This window comes from Carboxydocella sporoproducens DSM 16521, from assembly GCF_900167165.1.
Taxonomy (GTDB): Bacteria; Bacillota.
The window spans coordinates 1-17,966 of record NZ_FUXM01000046.1 but is presented as its reverse complement, the minus strand read 5'-3'; the positions used below and the strand labels follow the sequence as shown (position 1 = coordinate 17,966).

The window sequence follows — 17,966 nt, the reverse complement described above, 5'->3', positions numbered from 1 at the left end:
CTATTAGCTATAGTTAGCAAGATATTTGTCTTATTAATAATTTGACTTCCATATTTCATTACCGGAACTAGTCTCTCTTGTATATCAATGACCATTAAAACCACTTCGTCCTTATTCACAAAAAATTTGTCCATTATTTACACCTGGTTCAAAAAACTTGACTGTTTTTATCTCCAGCCAAACCGGCCCCCAGACCAGGTCTTCGCCTCCTTTCCGAACATTTGATTTGCCCTCCGAGGGGCAGGGCGACAGGGGACCTCGGCCCGGGAGTCCCACCCGGAGCCCGAACGAAGAGGTTATCCTCTCCCGTACCCCAGGCTCGCCTTCGGAATGTCTTTCGGCACCAGCAGGTCGAAGTAAACTGGAGTAGAAGCGGCAAGCTCACCGCCGTCCGGACCGTCCTGTTAGAACGCCTACCGGTTTTCCCGACACCGGCTAAACGGGGTTACCGTAAGGACAGGGCAAGTTTTTTGAGGTCGTGCCAGACGGAGTAATATGCCTCCTGCTGCTGTCGGGCAAACCCGTTGTGCAACAGGAGCTTACCATCCAGCCACCTCAAGCAGGCCCTGACCCTACGGGTCATCCCTTTTCCTTCCCTCGGTATATTAGGATTGACTTTACAGGTTAGGTCTTGCTTGATTTGGGTTACCAGTTGCTGAAGCTCTTTCGTTACCCGTTCCCTAAAGCCCATCGCCCGGCGGCCAATAACCAGTGCTGCAGCACAGTGTACCGGGACGGCATAACGCTCCATGTACTTCCAGTAACCTATGGTGGACGTGTGCCGGGCAGGTACAAGCTCGAAGGGTATCCTTTCCTTGACAACCCTTCTGCACACCGCTTCCACCATCTTCGCAAAGGGAAAGGCCCCTTGCAGATTCTTTCCCAGAGTTTTCTGCCGCCAAAGATTACCTTTGGTATCGTGCCGCTCTGCCGGTGGGCATCAAACTCAGCTAGCTTTTTCTCCAAAGACGCTACCCGGTTGTTCCGCCCTTTGACTACCAGGCGGAGTTTTTCAATAACCTCTGAAGTAATCCCCCTTTTTTCTGCCTTCGCCAGCTTCCTGCCTACTTCGATCTGGTCAATGCCCATGGGGATGTGCTGGGACTGGTTGATAGCAGTGGCAGCCTGGTGGTGAGGGTTTATCATGCGGATAATGCAGTTCAGCGGAAGGTCGATGTTAGTCGAGGAAAAGAAATTCCTTACTGCTTTGTAAGCCTTGTTGAAATCCTGATCGAGCGAGTAGGAGGGGGTGATTAACCCCCATCCTCTCACACCACCTAGCATGCGGGTCCGCACTCAGCGGTTCCAAAAGATTACAAGTATTGGCCCCATACACAGTATACAGGGGGGCAAAAGCCCCCACTTATAATTTGAAAGAGCTTTTCAGGGAAACAATCCGGTTAAAGACCGGTTTTTCCGCCGTGGTATATTTGGGGTCCACATTAAAGTACCCATGGCGGAAGAACTGGAACTTGGTTTGAGGCGCCACCCCTTTGAGCTGGGCCTCCACAAACCCCTGCAATACCTCCAGGGAATTGGGGTTGATGCGCTCCAGGAAGGACTTGTTTTCTTCCTCCTCCTGATCGTCTTCCAGGATTAAAGGTTCATAGAGGCGGAATTCCGCCGGCAGGGCGTGATTGGCTTCCACCCAGTGAATGGTGCCCTTGACCTTTTTGCCGGAAGTATCCTGACCGCTTTTGGTTGTGGGGTCATAGGTACAGCGCAATTCCACCACATTGCCAGCCTCATCCTTGATGACCTCTTCACACTTAATAATATAGGCATGTTTCAGGCGTACTTCATTGCCGGGATAGAGGCGATGATACTTGGGTGGCGGCACTTCCATGAAGTCATCCTGCTCAATGTAGATTTCCCGGGAAAAAGGAATTTTCCGTGTCCCCATCTCCGGATTTTCCGGGTTGTTCTCCGCATCCAGCCATTCCACCTGGCCTTCCGGATAGTTGGTAATCACCACTTTCAGAGGCCGCAGAATGGCCATAGTGCGGGGAGCTTTCAGTTTCAAATCTTCCCGGATAAAATGCTCCAGCATCTGGTAGTCCACGGTGCTGTTGCTTTTGGCTACCCCGATGGCCCGGCAGAATTCCCGAATAGCCTCTGGCGTATAACCCCTCCGTCTGAGCCCGGCAATGGTGGGCATGCGCGGGTCATCCCAGCCGTCTACGATACCGTTATCCACCAGCAGTTTCAGTTTGCGTTTGCTCATCACCGTATTGGTCATATTGAGGCGGGCAAACTCAATTTGCTGGGGCTGGCATTCCATTTCACATTCCCTGATCACCCAGTCATACAGGGGGCGATGGTCTTCAAATTCCAGGGTACAAATGGAATGGGTCACCCCTTCAATAGCATCTTCAAGGGGATGGGCGAAATCATACATGGGATAGATGCACCACTTGTCCCCGGTATTATGATGGGTAGCGTGGAGTATGCGGTACAGCACCGGATCCCGCATATTCAGGTTAGGAGAAGCCATATCGATTTTGGCCCGCAGGGTTTTCTCCCCGTCTTTAAACTCCCCTTTGCGCATGCGCTCAAACAGATCCAGGTTTTCCTCCACTGAACGATTGCGGTAGGGGCTCTCTTTCCCCGGCTCGGTCAGAGTGCCGCGGGTGGCCCGAATTTCTTCAGGTGAAAGGTCACAGACATAGGCTTTGCCCTTTTTGATCAGCAATACTGCGCGCTGATACATTTCCTCGAAATAGTCGGAAGCAAAGTAGAGTCCGTCCCATTCATAGCCCAGCCAGCGCACATCCTCCTTGATGGATTCCACATATTCGGTATCCTCTTTCAGAGGGTTGGTATCATCAAAACGCAGGTGGGTTTTGCCGCCAAACTCATCGGCCAGGTCGAAATTGAGCACTATCGACTTGGCATGTCCGATATGTAAATAGCCGTTGGGTTCAGGGGGAAAACGGGTAACAATGGTTTTATGTTTACCGGACTCCAGATCATTGAGGATGATATTGCGGATAAAATTGGATGGTGCTTGTTTGTTCTCCATTCCTACCAACCTTTCACAAAATGATCACATATATATTTATACCACAAATTTTACGTAAGTTTAAGGGTATATAAATCCGGCCGCCGGTGTTGCCACAAAGGCATCGCCTGCCGCACCTGGTCCACCCGGGTCAAATCCAGTTCTACCGTCAGCAAACCCGGCTCTGCTCCCAGCTGGCCCACTACCTGGCCCCAGGGGTCTACCACCATTGAGTGCCCGTAGGAAACATAACTGGCCCTTTCATCCCGGGCTGGAGCCACCCCCACGGTAAACACCTGATTGTCCACCGCCCGGCTGCGCAGCAAAAGTTCCCAGTGGGCCGGCCCGGTCGTCAGGTTGAAAGCCCCGGGAACAATCACCATGCGGGCCCCCTGTAAAGCCATTATCCTCGCCATTTCCGGGAAGCGCAGGTCATAGCAGATCATTACTCCCATCCGGCAATAGGGTGTGTTAAATACTGTTAGTTTATCCCCCGGTCGCAGAGTATCCGATTCCTTGAAATACTGGCCGCCGGGAATATCCACATCAAAGAGATGGACTTTGCGGTGCCTGGCCAGGGGGCGTCCTTCCGCGCCAAAAACATAACAGGTATTATAGAGGTGTCCTTCCTCATCTTTTTCCGGAATAGAGCCTCCCACCAGGATAAGACCATGTTTTTTAGCCTGTTCCTGCAGAAACTGCCAGGTTTGCTCCCCTTCCAGCTCAGCAAAAAGAGGGAACTGGTCATTTTGATAAGGGCAATTGAACATCTCCGGTAAGATAGCCAGTTCCGCCCCCTGAACTGCCGCTTCAGCCAGCATCCGGGCTGCTGTCTCCAGGTTGGCTGCTTTGTCTGTAGTTACAGGCATTTGCAGCAGGGCCAGTTTCAGTTTATCCCGCTTCAGGCCAGGACCCCGGCATTCATCAGGTTTGAGCCGCGAGCCCGGTGGAATAGCATAGCGCAAGGCCCCGGAAGGACAGAGGTCAATTGCTTTGATGATTTCCTCCGCTGCAGCCCTGTCGGTTTTCACCCAGGGCCGCTCCATGGGCCGAAAGACCCGGGGCAGGGCCCGCACACAATTGCCAGAATGGGTACAAAGGTCAGAATCCCAGTAGACGATCACATCCGGGGTATGGTATTCCCGTTTCATAGCCCAACTCCTTTCTGTAATACACAAGAAGGCATGACTGCCGGTGTCATGCCTTTAGCAATTCTTCTACCACGTTTATGAATCTTTCAGCTATGCGCAGACTTTCTTCAGCATCTTCCTGGCTAATCTGCAAAGGCTCAGTAGCAGGATATCTTGTCTCTATGTAAAAGGTGTTTAAGAAAGCCAGGTCTTTCAAAAACTCCCCGAATTTTTTATTATAAATCATTGCTTTTTTGCATAGTTTCATTAAATTATGGCCTTCCTGTAATTCTCGGGTTTTATAAATCAAATATCCCTTGAGATATTTTTCTACAGCTTGCTGACAATGAAAACAGACTAACTCATAATCTGCTTCATGTTCAAATAAAATCCGGGCCCCACGCAAATCCTTTTGGGCCATGATCAGCCATTCATTATAGTTCTGAGTATCAACCATATATCTTCACTCCAGTCCTATTTATTAAACCTGCAAAAGTGGCCAAATTATCCTTATCCCTTTCCCATTCTGACGGTCTAAAAATGACAATATCCAGATCTTTATTATAATCGAGAGTCAGTAACATTTCCTGGACAAGCTCTCGTTTGTTATCAGTTTCTATAATAACACAAAGATCAATATCACTGTTTTTTCTAATTCTTCCTTTAGCACAAGAGCCAAACAGAATGATTGCTTCAGGGCTATATTTTTCAATAATTTGTCGTTTTAACCGCTCAATCTCTTGAAAATGACTGTTCATAATTTTTGTCTCCTGTTCCAATTCTGCAAACCACCTTTTCCACAATTCTGGCAAATCTTAATCGCTTCTTCCAGGGTCAAATTTTGACTGTCTATTACCCAGTAACGGACAATTCCAGATAGTTTCCTGTTTTTCTCTGGGACATTGACACCAGGCACAAATTTCCGGGTCAGCGTCTCTGGCAGGTAAATAACGGTGTATATCGCACAGGTCAATGTGAGGTAACTTCTCTGCTACCCTGTCCTGATTATAATAATCGAATTCCTCAGCGGTAAGAAAACCGGTAGCCACCATGTCCATTTTATACTGGGGCCCAGGCCGGTAGCAGTTTAAGGCTAACTACCACTATTTTTTCTCCCAGGCGTAGATATTTTTGTACCAGGCTATAACGGGGCAGTGAGGTCGTATAGGACTTCCTATCTCTATATAGGGGAAGCACTGCCAGACACCAGACTCCATCAGTTTGCAGTTGCTCAAGCAATTGCTGAAGCTTCATGTTTGGCCTCCTTATTTTTTTCTTAGCTATTTAATTCTATATTTATAAGCTATTTCCTGCAAAAAAATACTTTGATTGCCAGATTAGCAACCGAAGTTTGATTTCCGTTATTGACTTTCTTTTTCTTCAAATTCAGTTTTCGTACCGTCACACATCTGATAATATTCAACAATATACTTATCAATTTTTTGACTTATTTTAAGAAGAATATCTGTGCTCAAATTCATATTCATGGCATTAGTAAGGATACTTCTTGCTATTTCTATTTTATCCTTCTTTCCCACCCATTTTCCACTCCCTGTATCCAAAGATTAACATAATTTTACAACAAAATTCAGATCAATGCAAACAAAAAATATATGCTTGTTGCATATTCAGTTGCAGCTGGAAATTGGATAAAGTATTTTTGAGCAGGGAGTGAACAGGATGAAAAAAAATAAGGAAATAAATAATAAAGAAATTGGACAGAGAATACGGACAGAAAGAGAAAAACTGGGGCTTTCCCGGGAAGAATTTGCTGAAATCATCGAGCTGTCAGACTACTATGTCGGTCAACTGGAACGGGGAGAACGACAAATGAGCCTTCCCGTTTTAGCTAAAGTAGCTAATTGTTTGCATGTATCTCTGGATTTCCTCGTTTTCGGTAAAACCGCCTACAATAATTATTATATACATGATGTCGGTAACGCCTACAATTATGTTAGTGATATTGAAATAAATGAATTACTTAATAAATGCTCACCAAAAGAACTTGAGCTGGTAAAAAAACTGATCAAAACCGTTCTCCCTTATGTTCACCCTAGCTAGTATTAAGCAAAGAAACCAGGGACACTACCCTAACGGTGTCCCTGGTTTCTTTTACCCTATGATCACCTCAACCCGGTGCTGCTCCCCATCATCCACCAGCTCCACCGCTCCATCCTGCTTTTCCCTGCCATCCACCACTACCCTCTTTACCCCTCGATTCATGCGCTCAGGATTGCGCACCTGAATCAGGTAGAGGGTAGAACCAAAGCGGTACTGCACCTGATACTCCGCCCAGTCCCGGGGAATACAGGGATTGAAACGCAGCCGGTTCCCTTCCTTTTTCAGCCCCAGTATATGCTCAATAGCCACCCGGTAGAACCAGCCGGCGGCCCCGGTATACCAGGTCCAGCCGCCCCGGCCGGTATTGGGGGCAACAGCATAAACATCAGCAGCCAGGACATAGGGTTCTACTTTATAGCGCATGGCTTCGATACTGGTGCGGGCGTGGTTGATGGGGTTGAGCAGACTCAGCAGCTCTCCTGCTTTGTCCCCCTGGCCCAGCAGGGCAAAGGCCAGTGCGGTCCAAACAGCGGCATGGGTGTACTGGCCGCCATTTTCCCGCACACCCGGCACATAGCCCTTGATATAGCCGGGTTCAAGCTCGCCATCACCAAAGGGTGGAGTCAGAAGCTTGATAATCCCCGCTTCCCGGTCCACCAGATAGTTTTCTACCGCCCGCATAGCTTCCTCCGCCCGGCGGGGCCGTCCCAGGCCGGAAATTACCGACCAGGATTGGGCGATAGCATCGATTTTGCATTCACTGTTCTCCGCCGATCCCAGGGGAGTGCCGTCATCGAAATAGGCCCGGCGATACCAGCTGCCATCCCAGGCATGTTTTTCAATAGCTTCAGCCAGTTGCTGGCGCAAATCCGCGAATTTCTCAGCCCGCTCCAGGTCCCCCTGGGCCCGGCAGATGGGGATAAACCGCTCCAGCACGGTACACAGAAACCAGGCCAGCCAGACACTTTCCCCCTGGCCCCGGTGGCCAACCTTGTTCATGCCATCATTCCAGTCCCCGCAACCCATTAAGGGCAAGCCATGGGGTCCGAATTTAAGGGCATGGTCGATGGCCCTCAGGCAGTGCTGGTAAAGACTCTCCCGGTGCTGGGACTGCCTGGGTATGCTGTACCGCTCATCTTCCCCGGCGGCCAGAGGCTCATCCTCCAGGTAACCAGCTTCCTCCGCCAGGATAGACCAGTCACCGGTCACCCTGATATAGTCAGCAGTCACATAAGGGAGCCAGAGCAAGTCATCGGAATAACGAGTGCGTATGCCTTTCTCCGCCCCCGGATGCCACCAGTGCTGCACATCCCCCTCCAGGAACTGATGGGCAGCATGAAGCATTATCTGCTTCCTGGTTAGCTCTGGCCAGGTATAGGCCACGGCCATCACGTCCTGCAACTGGTCCCGGAAACCATAAGCTCCTCCGGACTGGTAGAAAGCTGCCCGGGACCAGAGCCGGCAAGCTATCACTTGATAAAGCAGCCAGCCATTGAGCAGTAAATCCAGGGCCTGATCCGGGGTTTTTACCAGCAGGGCTCCCAGCCGCTCCTGCCAGAAAGCTTTGACCCGTGCCAGCTCGGCTCTGGCTTCCTCCACCCGGCTATAACGGGCGCAGAGGGTTTCCACCTCTGCCTCCGAGCGGGCCTGGCCGAGGAGAAAGACCACTTCCCGGGTTTCGCCGGGAGCCAGCTCCAGGGTTGTCTGCATCACCCCGGCAGGCACCAGCCCAGCCCCCACCCGGCCGGAAAGCCCGGTCCGTTTCATAGCCGCAGGGAATTCCAGAGTGCCATTGGCCCCGATAAACTCCAGCCCATCAGCTGTCCAGCTGCGCCTGCTTTCGGAACAGTCAACAAAAAGCAGGCGGCCCGGAAAATCGTGGTTATAGGTATTGGTAAAGAGCAGGATGCCTTTTTCCCCATAGCTGCGGCTGACCAGGTAGGGAGCTGTGCTCTTGCTGTCTACCCCCATAACCGGGCGCAGGTAGTAGGTCAAAGTCAGTCGTCGCGGCCGGGAAGAGTAGTTATGCAACTTGACCAGACAGAGCTTAACCGGATCCTGACCGGCTACAAAGACAGTTAATTCCTGGCCCAGCCCGTGGCCCTGCTGCTGAAACACCGTATAACCCTGCCCATGGCGGATCAGGTAGTCCCGTTTTTCCCGGATAGGCTGGGGCGTTAGGCTCCAGTAGCGGCCATTGCTTTCATCCCGCAGATAAATGACCTCCCCGGGCGGGTCACTTACCGGATCATTGGACCAGGGGGTGAGTTTGTTTTCCCGGCTGTTTTCCGCCCAGGTGTAACCTGCCCCCGCTTCCGTTATATTGCAGCCAAAACCGGGATTGGCCAGCACATTGAGCCAGGGGGCCGGAGTTGTTTGCCCTTCCTTGAGCCAGATCACGTATTCCCTGCCGTCAGGGCTAAACCCGCCCAGGCCATTGTAAAAAAGCAGGGAACCGGGCTCTAGCGGCACTGTCTCCTCTTCCTCCTCTGCTGCTTCAGGCACCAGTTCCGGCAGGGCCGGCCGGTAGCGGGGATTGGCCGCCAGCTCTTCCCAGGAGGTAGCAGCAGTAAAGCACAGGCGCGCTACCGTAAAGAGCAGGGTTCGGTCCGCCTCAGTTAACTGCCGCTCGACCAGCAGATAAACTCCACCCTTGCGCTGGAACAGCTCCCGGGCCGGACTGACCAGGATCAGTTCCCGGATCCGGTCCTGCAGCGGCCGCGTGTACCCTTCTTCTTCCTCCACCAGCAATACCAGATCCACCGCCAGCCCTTTGCGCCGCCAGAAATCATGGGCCCGCAGCAGTCGCTGTACCAGCTCGACTTCCTCCTGATCAGCAATCCGAACCAGCACGATGGGCAAATCACCAGAAATACCAAAAGGCCAGAGATCAGGCTGTCCCTTCCGGTTGCCAGCGATCACCTCTGCGTACTGGCGGCGAGCCGGTCCGGGAAAGAGCAAGGCTGGAATCAGTTTAAGGTAAGTTTCCACCTCCCGGGCAGGCAGATCCAGATAATCAGCCTCAAGGCGGCTGCGGTTCCAGGCCAGTTCAAAAGCTCGTGCAATGGCCTTTTCATCCCGATATTTATCCGCCAGGCGCAGGGCTTCTTCCCGCGTTTCCGCTACTGCTAGGACAAAAGCCACCTGGGCCGATTGTCCTGGTTTAAGTCGCACCCGCCGCCGCAAGCTGAAGATGGGATCCAGCACCGCCCCACTGCTGTTGGAAAGAGGCTGGTCTACCTCCAGGGCCAGGGGATAGTCCAGGTTGCGATTACGGCCGATAAATTTGGCCCGATCGGTTTCGTATTGCAGATCCCCTGCCACTTCACCCTTAACACTAATGCTGTGCAGGGCATAAAGGGGTTTCTGCCCCTGACTGCGGGGTCGGCGCACCGCCAGCAAACAATCATATCCAGGTACAAACTCCGTAGTCACAAACAGTTTGCTGAAAGCAGGATGGGCAGCATCCGCTTCCGGGGGCGCCAGCACAACCTCCAGGTAGCTGGTAACCTCTACCACTCGTTCGTACTGGCTGTGGTTGGTCAGAGTGACAGTGCGGATTTCCGCATTATCCTCCGGAGAAACGGTAATTCGAGTGTGGGTTTCAATATTCCCATCCTTGCGCAAATATTCCGCTTTATCCGGCGCAAAAATCACCTGGTAATACTCCGGCTCCACCCGGTAAGGTTCAAAAGTAGCAGACCAGACATTATTGGCATTGAGATTCTGAATATAGATGTAAAAACCGCTGCAGAAACCGGGCCAGTTTTCCTGCCAGCGGGTCAAGGCCAGATCCTGCCATTTACTGTAACCCGCTCCTCCATCGGTTAACAACAGGGAATAGGAGCCATTGGACAGCAGATGCACCCGGGGCATTTCCCGCTCCGGCACTCCGTATTTCCTGACCACTTCCGGTTCATCCTGAAATTTGCGCTGCCGGGGCCGAAAGGCTTCCCGTTGTTCCTTAATAATACTCACTTTCAGCGGTATGCGCTCCTGTAACAGGATTTCCGCCGCTTTCACAGCCGGGTTGGCATGAAAACGCTGCTGCATACTGTTGCCGGTGAAAAAATTGGTAAGAGCCAGCAGGCTCATGCCCAGGTGATGAGCCATGTAGTTTTTGACTACCGCTTTTTGCCCCAGGGTATAATCAATGGCTTCGTAAAAGCCGTAGATGCCTGCCAGCCCTTCTTCCCGCAGCCGTCGCAAATTGGTCAGAGCCGCTCGCGGCACCAGGGGCAGAGCCAGTATGGTGGCATAGGGAGCTACCACCAGTTCCTGGGCCAGGCCCCGCTTCAGACCCAGGTCAGGCACGCCAAAAGCCTTGTACTGGTAATTGAGGGCCAGGTCAAAGGCATAATAAGCTGCCTCCGATATCCCCCAGGGTACCCCGCGCTCCTGGCCGTATTTTTGTTGCACTCTGACGGCGAAGGAATAGGTGGCATCCAGCAGGGTGTTTTCATAGGTGCGCATTACCAGCAGGGGCATCAGGTATTCAAACATGGTCCCCGCCCAGGAGACCAGTCCCTTGTCCCTTTCTACCCGGGTTAGCTTTCGCCCCAGCCGGAACCAGTGGCGAGCCTCCACTTCTCCCCTGGCGATGGCCAGGTAGCTGGCCAGACGCGCTTCTGAAGCCAGGAGGTCATAATAGGATTTGGTCAGCTGCCCTTCATCAACATGGTAACCGATCGAAAAGAGCTTGCGCCGGGAGTCGTACAGGGGGGCAAAACGGGTATTTTCCACCAGATTCTGAATTCGCTGCAGCAAATCCTCGCCTCGACTCCGTAATTCCTCCTGGTTGCAGGCCATTTCCGCCCGCAAGGCCTGCACCATAGCCAGCACCTTCTGGCCCCAGTAAGAACTGGTCCTCCCCTGAAGCTGCTCTTCCAGCTGTTCCAGCAGAACCAGCCATTCCGCCTGGCTGCTTTCTGCACTGGCCAGCAGGCTTTCCAGCTCCCCGGTAGTTATGGCCCCTGCGTTGCCTGCTTCCTCATTATAAAGGGCGATCGTGTCCAGCAGCCCCCGGAGCAAAACCGGCTCCAGCCCAGGTCGCTTGAGATATTCCCTGATTCCTTCCGCCAGTACAAGCAAATAGCCGACAAAATTACCGCTGTCCACAGTGGAGACATAGCGAGGCCGCAGTACCCGCAGGGTCAGGGTATCATACCAGTTATACAGGTGGCCTTCCCATTTTTCCAGTTTTTCCACCGTAGCCAGAGTAGCCTGGATTCGCTCCAGCATTTGCCCTGTCCCCAGGAAACCCAGGTCCCGGGCGGCCAGAGTGGAGACCAGCAATAATCCGATATTGGTGGGAGAGGTGCGATGGGCCACCCCTTTAGGCGGATCCACCTGGTAATTATCAGGAGGCAGATAATGGTCCTGGGCTATCACCATGTCCTCAAAATAGGCCCAGGTTTGCCGGGCCAGCCGCCTTAGTTCCGCCTCCTCCGCCGCTGTCAGGCGTTCTGGCGCTCGCATATAATCCCGGCTTACCCACCAGGCCACCGCCGGGGCCAGCAGCCAGGTCAGGCCAACCAGCAGGCCCAGCCCTGTTGTTGCCGGGCTTTCTCCCCGTCCCCAGGCCAGAACTGCTACCAGCACCCCGGCCAGCGGAGCCATGAACAGCTTGCGGTAATAGGTTGCCAGGTCGTTTTTCAGCAAGGTCTCCAGCTCAGCGGCCGGAATCCATTCCAGCAGATTTTTGCCGGTCACCAGCACCCGCACTAACGTCCTGATAATGGCATCCAGCATTAAATAGCCCTGGTAGGGCAGGAAAAGGAACTGCAACAGGGACTGGTATACACTGGCCCTTACCCCTGTCAGCACCGTCCGCCCCTGTACCCCTTCACTCAATAAATAGAGCAGGGTGGGAAGAGCTACTGTTCCCAGGCCCAGGCCAAGCCAGACCAGACTGCTACCCGGCAGCAGCCCTGTTCCCAGCACTACCAGTAGCACCAGAGCCGGGCTGACCAGACTGCGGCGCAGGTTATCGCAGATTTTCCATTTGGATAGCGGCGAAAGGGGATTGGGCCGCCACTGCCCCTGCCGATCCTTGACCCGGCTTTTTAGCCAGGGCAAAAGCTGCCAGTCTCCCCGCACCCAGCGATGCTGGCGCAGGGAATAGGCCAGATAGCGGGCGGGATAGCCATCCAGCAGTTCAATATCCGTTACCAGACCGGCTCGCAGATAACTGCCCTCCAGCAGGTCATGGCTTAATACTGCATTTTCCGGAATGGCTTCTTTGAGCAAAGTCTGGAAGGTTTCCAGCTCATAGATGCCCTTCCCGGTAAAAATCCCTTCTCCGAACAAGTCCTGATAAACATCGGAAACAGCGGTGGTATAGGGGTCTATTCCTCCCTGACCGGCAAAAATCCGGCTGAACCAGGTGCGATTGGCGCTTTCCAACTGCACCCCAATCCGGGGCTGTAAAATCCCATGACCCCGCACTACCAGCCCCTGCTCCCGGTCTACTACCGGCTGATTCAGGGGATGGGCCATGGTGCCGATTAACTGCCGGGCCGTCCCCAGGGGCAGACTGGTATCAGCATCCAGAGTGATGATATATTTCACCCGGGGCAACTGCTCCCGTGCACAGCTAATCACAGTAAAACTGGTATCCCGGGCCCCCAGCAGCAAATCATTAAGCTCAATAATGGCACCCCGCTTCCGTTCCCAGCCCAGCCACTGGCCCTGCGCCGGGTTATAGCGCCGTTTCCGGTGAAAGTAAAAAAAGCGTGGTCGTTCCTGAGCATAGCGCTGATTCAACTCGGCAATCCCCGCCAGGGCAGCAGCCACAATTTCCGCATCATCCGCAGCCTCTGGCTCCGGACCATCCTTGAAATCTCCCACCAGGGCAAAATACAGATTCTCTTCCCGGTTAGCCAGATAATGAACCTCCAGCTTTTCCACCAGCTCCTGCACCTTACTGGCTTTAGGCAACAGAGTGGGGATGATTACCATTGTGCTATTTTCCGGCTCGATGCCTTCCCGCAGTTCCAGCCTGGGCAAAGGCCGGGGAGCATACAGCCGGCTGACACAGAAATTGACCAGTATTAAAGCGATTTCACTGGCCGGCAAAGCCACCAGAGGAAGCAAAGCCAGCAGCCTCCAGCTCCACCCCCCCTGGGCCCGGCTGACATACCCCATCAACAGCCCTATCACTGCCAGAGTCAGGAAAACGAGGGAACCGAAATAGACCCGGTAGGGATGCTGACGGAGCCAGCTCCGCAACCCCCCCAGGCCCCGGGGCCGTCCCCCCAGTTTATCCTCCAGTTCTCCTCTGCCCTCACCGAGCAAGTAATACCCTGCATGTCGTGCAGCCTCACCTTTACCCTGTTCCGCAGCAGCCCGGGCCAGGGTCAGTACCTGTTCGGCAACCAGCCTTTCCGGCAGCTGGTAATACCGGGCCAGTTTTTCAATCTCATGCCGGTAATAATCCCGGGAGGCAAAATCCATCCAGGAATAATGGCCAGAAGGATCCTGCCGCAACATGGCTTCCACCTGACTCAAAGCCTCAATAATTTCATTCCAGTCCAGAGCCGCTACTGACCTGAGGCTGGTAATAGCGGCCCCCATAGCTACCTGCCGGGCCGCCTGCCGTCCGTGCTCTTCCCTGATCAATTCCTCCAGACTCAGCTGGCTCGCAGCCAGTTCCTGTTCCAGCTCCGCCAGCAAAGGGGCTGCTTTGCCGCCCTGCCGGCGCAACTGCTGTACCAGCAGTTCCAGAAAGGCAGGCTCCAGTCCGCCAGCTTCCCTTTGTTCCCGGACCAGCCGACGCAGTTCCCCCGCCTGCAACTGGGTTGCTACCTGCCAGGCCCGTTGCCGCTGTCGGTGACAGACCTTCAGTTCCTGGCAAAGCTGGCTAATCCGTTCCAGGAGCGCAATGCGCAGCATCACCGCCAGGGCCCACAATTCCGTCATGGCCAGAACCTGCCGCTGCTGATAGGCCCCGATAAAGCTGAGGATTTTGCCTTCATCCAGATTGCCATCAGTATGTTCCACCAGCTCCCGGGCCAGCCCATATACCCGGGGTAATCCTGCCATCTCCTTATTCTCCAGCAAAGGTAAGCGCAAGTGAGGTTTGCGGGTCAGAGTGTGCTGGATATCCTTGACCTGTTCCTCCAGTAAGTAGAAATTATCCAGCAACCACTCCGCCGTTGGTGGCAGGGGCTGCTCCCGGTCCAGCTCCCGATCCAGGATCTGATAGACCTCCAGAATGGTCTGGTAATGCCGCTTCACCCCGGCCAGCAGAGCCCGCGGGAAACGCATTTTTTTGCCAAGGATATGCTGTTGGGCTAATTCCAGCGCATGTTGCTCTATCTCTCTGGGGCTAAGCAAGTTTCTTTCTCCATTCATGCAGCACTCACCATTTCGCCAAAATTTTTCACATACCTAGTTTGCCCCATTTTGCGCAGTTTAGCCATCTGGCTAAAAAAGGTAATAAAAAAGACACCCCTTACCAGGGCGTCTAAAACTTTAGCTAGGACTCCTTATTAATTATTTCTTCTGTATATTTCAATCCCTTCCCTTTCAATATTTTGCCTCAGTTTTTCATTGGTAACGCTGGCCATATCAATCACATTAATTTTATATATTTCAGCAGCATTATCAAGATCAGCAAAAAATCCCGGATAGGGTTTACCGTCCATATATATTGCAATATCTATATCGGAGTTATACCGGAAATCACCTCTCGCCCTGGACCCAAAAATAACAGCTTTTTGTACTACCTTGCACATATCTATTACTGAAACAATTTTTTCAATAATCCTCTGTTCCAGGCCGAATCTCATTGTTCCATCTCCTTGCTGATAATTTCTTTAAGTTTGGACAATTCTCTGAAGTACTTGTTTCTTATTCTTTCAAAAATACGTCTGGCTTCAGTTTCATCATAGGTATGGGATGTCAGATTTCTGTCATCAATCATCTCCAACCAGATATCGCCGTCTACTATCAAACCTGCTGCAAAAGCCTCCTTAAAGGCCTCCCTGGGTGTTCTGACCTCAGCTATACCAGTATAGGCCAAATATGCTTTCAATAATTTCCAGGACAACTCATAAGTAAATTCAAACCTCTGAATTACGCCATCCAGAACAATATCATCGTTTTCATCTCTGGCCAGCGATTCCCGCAACCTTTCTACTGCTCTTGTGTAATTATGTAATTTTTCCTTCACTTTACCTTTATCCATAAAAATCCCCCCAGAAATTTACTGACATTAGTCCCTCGGGTCATATTCTGCAAAAAGCGGGCTTTTCCTGCTTATTTTAACCTGAATTAAACTTTTTGTGCACGTGTTAGCCAATAGAATTTATGTCCTCTATTTTTTGCTAAAATTATGCAACCCATTTAATCGACACGTTTCCATTGTTTCCAATAATTTCCTAAACATAGAAAAAGTCCAGATTACCGCCAGAACCGCCTTGGCCCTGGTTTTCATACAATCAATTATAGTATAGTTTTCTGAAGCTGCTGCTTACCTCCCCAAAATGCAACACTCCATTCTCCAGACAGATTCCCAAATCCAGTTTACGCCTGACTCCGCTGAACTCTACTATAATAACGGTGCGCCCATTATCATTTTCTTTTACCTCGACCACTATGCCTTTGCCAAATTTATTATGATAAACCACCGCCCCATGCATGTTATGACTGGCGAATTCCCTATCGATACAGGTCAGCACTTCCTCCACGAACAGCGAAGGCGGGACTACAGCCCCATTTTTTCTTAGCGGGGTAATCAGGTAGAGATATTCACGGGCCCGGGTCATGCCTACATAAAACAGGCGCCTTTCTTCTTCCAACAGGAAATTATCTCCATTTTTTATAGCCAGGTCCATTGCCCGCTGGCCGGGAATTTCCGGGTTGCATAAATCCACCATCAATACACAATCATACTCCAGCCCTTTGGCTGAATGGATAGTGCTGAGAGTGAGTTGCTGTTGTGCCCCCATTCTCACCTGCCCCTGTTCAAAGATTTGCTCCAGCCGGGTCATCCGCTCCAGGAAGGCCGCCAGAGAAGGATAATTGCCGGCCAGATTCTTCAGTTCACCGTACAGGCTATAATAATAATCATAGTTCAGGTTCTGGGACTGACAGTAATTCTTGAGCAGTTCGAAATACTTGAAGCTCTTTTCTATATACTCCAGGGCCGCTACCGGACGGCTTCGGGCCAGCCGCTGGAATTCTCCCTTCAAATCGGCAATAACCTTTCGCTGATAAGCTGCCAAACGCTCACTGGTAAGCAGAATTTCAAGCACATTTTTCCCGGTCTTAGCCGTCAGTGCCAATTCTATCAGGTCTCTGGACAGATAACGTTTCATTTTATGCCCTATCCGCCGGAAAGCATCCCCATCCGTCTGATCAAGAGCAAACCGCATAAAGGCAAGCAGGTCCTGAATCACCCAGTGCTTGAAAAAGAACAGTTTATTTTGTTTTAATTTAAAACCAATCCCCTCCCGCTCCAGACCATCCACCAGCAGAAGAGACGAGAGGTTATTGCGGTATAGTATGGCAATGCTGCTATCCGGATACTGTTGCCATTTTTCTTTAACTGTTTTTATAATCAATCGCAGCTGCTCCAGTTCATCTTTAACTTTAATAATAAAAGGATCAGCCTTACTGGCATTATCTGTCCGGTGTTGTTTGTCATAGCGGTTTTGATTGGCCTTGATAAACTGGCTGCTGATTTCTACGATATTACGACTGGAGCGATAGTTTTGTTCCAGCTTATAAATTCGGCAACCCGGCAGTTGCCGTTCCATCTCCAGGATATATCCGGGTTCTGCTCCCCGGAAGCCATAAATGGACTGATCATCATCAGCAACGATGAAGAGGTTGTTTCCGGGTTGAATGAGCAATTTCAGGATTTGAATGAGCAATTTCAGGATTTCGAACTGAATTTTCGAGAGGTCCTGGCCCTCATCCACCTGGATATAGGGGTACTGGTTGCGGTAAAAGTTGAGAATGTCAGGATAACGTTTTAGAATCGCATAGGCATAGGTAAGCATATCATCAAAGTCCATATAGAAATTGGACTTTTTGTATTCTTCATAAGCACGGTAAAGGCCCTCAAAATTGGGGGTACTAAAATTGATACCGCTCAGGCTGGTGAGCATTTTGTTCTTCACCAGCCCGATTTCGTTGCTCAGGTTTTCCAGCTCTTCATCGCCGGGGTTGGTGCCATTCAGTTCCCGGTAGAGCTTGCGCAGGATGTTGCGCTTGTTTTCAACTGCCTGTTCATCCCCTTCGATGCGTTTGAGCCGTTTCCCTTTCAGGTTTTCGTAGTCCCTGACCACCTGGTTGCCGAAACTGTGCAGAGTGGAAAACTGGACCTGGTAGCCTATTTCACTGCCAGAAAAGCGGCGAAAACGCTGTTCCATTTCCAGTTTGGCGGCCCGGTTGAAGGTAAGGGTAAGGATATTGGCCGGGGATACACCCAGTTCCCGGATGAGGAAAGCAGTTCTAACGGTGATGACAGTGGTTTTGCCGGAACCGGGCCCGGCCAGAACCAGGGCCGGACCCCTGCCATGGGTAGCAGCTTTTTCTTGCTGGGGATTGAGGTTGACTTCAAAAAAATGCACAGTGGTCACTCCAGAAATAAATTGGCATCAGTTATAAAATTATTTTACCGAAAGCACCTTTGGTTGTCAAAAGTTGTAATTTCTAAAAAAACTAATCCCGAACAGAGTTATTGCTCCAGATAAATAAAAACCTACTGCCAGAATATCTGCAATACCTCGCCACTTTCCGCTAGCAGTAAGAGGAATTACTGC

The 17,966-nt window shown here is 51.5% G+C and carries 15 protein-coding genes; 1 reads left to right on the top strand and 14 read right to left on the bottom strand.

Going from position 1 to position 17,966, the window contains the following annotated elements:
• Window positions 1–445: 445 nt before the first annotated feature.
• The 9 genes from B5D20_RS14025 to B5D20_RS12100 form a co-directional block, all read right to left on the bottom strand.
• Window positions 446–751 (bottom strand): hypothetical protein, encoded by a 306-nt coding sequence (locus tag B5D20_RS14025; protein ID WP_200803509.1) that lies wholly within the window; start codon window positions 749–751, stop codon window positions 446–448.
• 14 nt (window positions 752–765) lie between these two features.
• The gene (locus B5D20_RS14020) at window positions 766–1,284 is read right to left on the bottom strand and encodes a hypothetical protein (RefSeq protein WP_200803508.1); all 519 of its coding nucleotides are present in this window, start codon (window positions 1,282–1,284) and stop codon (window positions 766–768) included.
• 79 nt (window positions 1,285–1,363) lie between these two features.
• Entirely contained in the window at window positions 1,364–3,022 is a 1,659-nt protein-coding gene (locus tag B5D20_RS12125) for a glutamine--tRNA ligase/YqeY domain fusion protein (protein ID WP_078666483.1), read from the bottom strand.
• Between the two features lie 50 nt (window positions 3,023–3,072).
• Complete coding sequence (locus B5D20_RS12120; RefSeq protein ID WP_078666482.1) at window positions 3,073–4,152, bottom strand: nitrilase-related carbon-nitrogen hydrolase; 1,080 nt, start codon at window positions 4,150–4,152, stop codon at window positions 3,073–3,075.
• Window positions 4,153–4,198: 46 nt separating this feature from the next.
• Window positions 4,199–4,588, bottom strand: coding sequence for a HEPN domain-containing protein (locus B5D20_RS14160; RefSeq protein WP_078666481.1), 390 nt, complete (start codon window positions 4,586–4,588; stop codon window positions 4,199–4,201).
• Window positions 4,581–4,889, bottom strand: coding sequence for a nucleotidyltransferase domain-containing protein (locus B5D20_RS14155; RefSeq protein ID WP_107758392.1), 309 nt, complete (start codon window positions 4,887–4,889; stop codon window positions 4,581–4,583). Before B5D20_RS14155 ends, B5D20_RS14160 begins: the two co-directional genes overlap by 8 nt.
• Window positions 4,890–4,946: 57 nt before the next feature.
• Window positions 4,947–5,189 carry a hypothetical protein gene (locus B5D20_RS13715; RefSeq protein ID WP_143311868.1) on the bottom strand — a complete coding sequence of 81 codons (243 nt, stop codon included), beginning with the start codon at window positions 5,187–5,189 and terminating at the stop codon, window positions 4,947–4,949.
• A gap of 1 nt (window position 5,190) precedes the next feature.
• Complete coding sequence (locus tag B5D20_RS12105) at window positions 5,191–5,385, bottom strand: hypothetical protein (RefSeq protein WP_078666479.1); 195 nt, start codon at window positions 5,383–5,385, stop codon at window positions 5,191–5,193.
• 107 nt (window positions 5,386–5,492) lie between these two features.
• Window positions 5,493–5,669 carry an aspartyl-phosphate phosphatase Spo0E family protein gene (locus tag B5D20_RS12100; RefSeq protein ID WP_078666478.1) on the bottom strand — a complete coding sequence of 59 codons (177 nt, stop codon included), beginning with the start codon at window positions 5,667–5,669 and terminating at the stop codon, window positions 5,493–5,495.
• 142 nt (window positions 5,670–5,811) lie between these two features.
• Here B5D20_RS12100 and B5D20_RS12095 point away from each other — a divergent pair, with 142 nt between their 5' ends.
• Window positions 5,812–6,192: a helix-turn-helix domain-containing protein gene (locus B5D20_RS12095; protein ID WP_078666477.1), complete on the top strand. Its 381-nt coding sequence runs from the start codon at window positions 5,812–5,814 to the stop codon at window positions 6,190–6,192.
• A gap of 51 nt (window positions 6,193–6,243) precedes the next feature.
• Here B5D20_RS12095 and B5D20_RS12090 read toward each other — a convergent pair whose 3' ends face one another.
• The 5 genes from B5D20_RS12090 to B5D20_RS14150 all read right to left on the bottom strand — a co-directional run bounded on the left by B5D20_RS12090 (window position 6,244) and on the right by B5D20_RS14150 (window position 17,960).
• Window positions 6,244–14,547, bottom strand: a complete 8,304-nt coding sequence (locus B5D20_RS12090; protein WP_107758338.1) for a glycoside hydrolase family 94 protein — start codon at window positions 14,545–14,547, stop codon at window positions 6,244–6,246.
• Window positions 14,548–14,684: 137 nt separating this feature from the next.
• Window positions 14,685–14,984, bottom strand: coding sequence for a nucleotidyltransferase family protein (locus tag B5D20_RS12085; protein WP_078666476.1), 300 nt, complete (start codon window positions 14,982–14,984; stop codon window positions 14,685–14,687).
• Window positions 14,981–15,382 carry a nucleotidyltransferase substrate binding protein gene (locus B5D20_RS12080; RefSeq protein WP_078666475.1) on the bottom strand — a complete coding sequence of 134 codons (402 nt, stop codon included), beginning with the start codon at window positions 15,380–15,382 and terminating at the stop codon, window positions 14,981–14,983. The genes B5D20_RS12085 and B5D20_RS12080 overlap by 4 nt, the downstream gene beginning before the upstream one ends.
• 253 nt (window positions 15,383–15,635) lie before the next feature.
• The gene (locus B5D20_RS12075) at window positions 15,636–17,774 is read right to left on the bottom strand and encodes an ATP-dependent helicase (RefSeq protein ID WP_242952075.1); all 2,139 of its coding nucleotides are present in this window, start codon (window positions 17,772–17,774) and stop codon (window positions 15,636–15,638) included.
• A gap of 66 nt (window positions 17,775–17,840) precedes the next feature.
• Window positions 17,841–17,960 carry a DUF6803 family protein gene (locus B5D20_RS14150; protein ID WP_423230535.1) on the bottom strand — a complete coding sequence of 40 codons (120 nt, stop codon included), beginning with the start codon at window positions 17,958–17,960 and terminating at the stop codon, window positions 17,841–17,843.
• Window positions 17,961–17,966: the final 6 nt, after the last annotated feature.